Annotated in this window: 1 rRNA gene; it reads left to right on the top strand. The window is 48.3% G+C overall.

Annotation, left to right across the window (positions count from 1 at the left end):
* Positions 1–317 precede the first annotated feature (317 nt).
* Positions 318–2500, top strand: a 23S ribosomal RNA gene (locus tag ABD909_RS07255); the annotation flags it as partial.

The raw sequence follows: 2500 nt of genomic DNA, 5'->3' as shown, positions 1-2500 counted from the left end.
TGTCTTTAAAGAAATTTTCTTTAAAGAGAGGCTTAAAGATAAAGCTATGAAAAATAGATAAAACTGTAAAAAATCATTTGTCGCAAGGGAACGCTCAAAGCCCTTGCATATGATTGGAAGCTTAACCGCGCCATTGAATATATCTCGAGAAGCTGGTCTTTTCTGCTGATATTTATGTTTGTTTTGCGCTTAGTTTTGCACAAGACAGAGAATGCGGACAAACAGAGAAACAATAAGTAAACAACTCAGTAATGGCAAATAGTGAAACATTCCTGGTGGTTTATAGTGATTGTTGGATGAATATTGGCAATGAGAACGATCAAGTGTCTTAAGGGCATTTGGTGGATGCCTTGGCATGCACAGGCGATGAAGGACGTGATACGCTGCGATAAGCTACGGGGAGGTGCGAATACCCTTTGATCCGTAGATTTCCGAATGGGGCAACCCACCTTTGATGGCTGGAAAAGTTAAGCTGTTTTTTTACAAACAGTTTAATTTTCTAGTCGTCAGATAAAGGTATCTACACCTGAATAAAATAGGGTGTAAGAAGCAAACGCAGGGAACTGAAACATCTAAGTACCTGTAGGAAAGGACATCAAACGAGACTCCGTTAGTAGTGGCGAGCGAAAGCGGACCAGGCCAGTGGCTTGAAGAAAGAAAAGTAGAATCGACTGGAAAGTCGAACCAAAGTGGGTGATAGTCCCGTATACGTAACTCTTCTTTAAGTCCTTGAGTAGGGCGGGACACGTGAAATCCTGTCTGAATATGGGTCGACCACGATCCAAGCCTAAGTACTCGTGCATGACCGATAGCGAACCAGTACCGTGAGGGAAAGGTGAAAAGTACCCCGACAAGGGGAGTGAAAAAGTACCTGAAACCGGATGCCTACAAACAGTCGGAGCCCAAGATTTGTTCTGGGTGACGGCGTACCTTTTGTATAATGGGTCAGCGACTTAGTCCAACGAGCAAGCTTAAGCCGATAGGTGTAGGCGTAGCGAAAGCGAGTCTGAATAGGGCGTTTAGTTCGTTGGATTAGACCCGAAACCGAGTGATCTAGCCATGAGCAGGCTGAAGGTAAGGTAACACTTACTGAAGGGCCGAACCCGTATCTGTTGCAATAGATTGGGATGACTTGTGGCTAGGGGTGAAAGGCCAATCAAACTCGGAAATAGCTGGTTCTCCGCGAAATCTATTTAGGTAGAGCGTTAGTCGAATTCTCCAGGGGGTAGAGCACTGGATGGGCTAGGGGTCCTCACCGGATTACCAAACCTAACCAAACTCCGAATACCTGGAAGAACTAACTAGCAGACACACGGCGGGTGCTAACGTCCGTCGTGGAGAGGGAAACAACCCTGACCACCATCTAAGGTCCCCAAGTTATGGCTAAGTGGGAAAGGATGTGAGGATCCCAAAACAACCAGGATGTTGGCTTAGAAGCAGCCACCATTTAAAGAAAGCGTAACAGCTCACTGGTCTAAATAAGGGTCCCTGCGCCAAAAATGTAACGGGGCTAAAGCCATACACCGAAGCTGTGGATTTACTCCTTTTGGAGTAAGTGGTAGCGGAGCGTTCCGTAAGCCTGTGAAGGGAGACTCGTGAGAGCTCCTGGAGGTATCGGAAGTGAGAATGCTGACATGAGTAACGATAAAGGGAGTGAGAGACTCCCTCGCCGAAAGTCCAAGGGTTCCTGCTTAAAGTTAATCTGAGCAGGGTGAGTCGGCCCCTAAGGCGAGGCCGAAAGGCGTAGTCGATGGGAACCACGTTAATATTCGTGGACCTGTGGGTAGTGACGGATTGCGTGTATTGTAAGGTCTTATTGGATTGATCTTGCAGTGAAGCAGTTCCAGGAAATAGCTCCCACATATAGACCGTACCCGAAACCGACACAGGTGGACTGGTAGAGAATACTAAGGCGCTTGAGAGAACTACGTTGAAGGAACTCGGCAAATTGCACGCGTAACTTCGGAAGAAGCGTGACCCTTTAGCGGGCAACCGTTAGAGGGTGGCACAGACCAGGGGGTAGCGACTGTTTACCAAAAACACAGGGCTCTGCGAAGTCGCAAGACGACGTATAGGGTCTGACGCCTGCCCGGTGCTGGAAGGTTAAGAGGAGATGTGCAAGCATTGAATTGAAGCCCCAGTAAACGGCGGCCGTAACTATAACGGTCCTAAGGTAGCGAAATTCCTTGTCGGGTAAGTTCCGACCTGCACGAATGGCGTAACGACTTCCCCGCTGTCTCCAACGTAGACTCAGTGAAATTGAACTCCCCGTGAAGATGCGGGGTTCCTGCGGTTAGACGGAAAGACCCCGTGCACCTTTACTATAGCTTTACACTGGCATTTGTATCTGTATGTGTAGGATAGGTGGTAGGCTTTGAAGCAGGGGCGCTAGCCTCTGTGGAGCCATCCTTGAAATACCACCCTTACCGATATGGATGTCTAACCGCAGTCCGTAAGCCGGATTCGGGACAGTGTATGGTGGGTAGTTTGACTGGGGCGG

It is taken from the genome of Bartonella acomydis (assembly GCF_039543025.1).
GTDB classification, from domain to species: Bacteria; Pseudomonadota; Alphaproteobacteria; order Rhizobiales; family Rhizobiaceae; genus Bartonella; species Bartonella acomydis.
The sequence above is the reverse complement of the archived record's forward strand: the minus strand, read 5'-3'. Positions and strand labels throughout refer to the sequence as shown.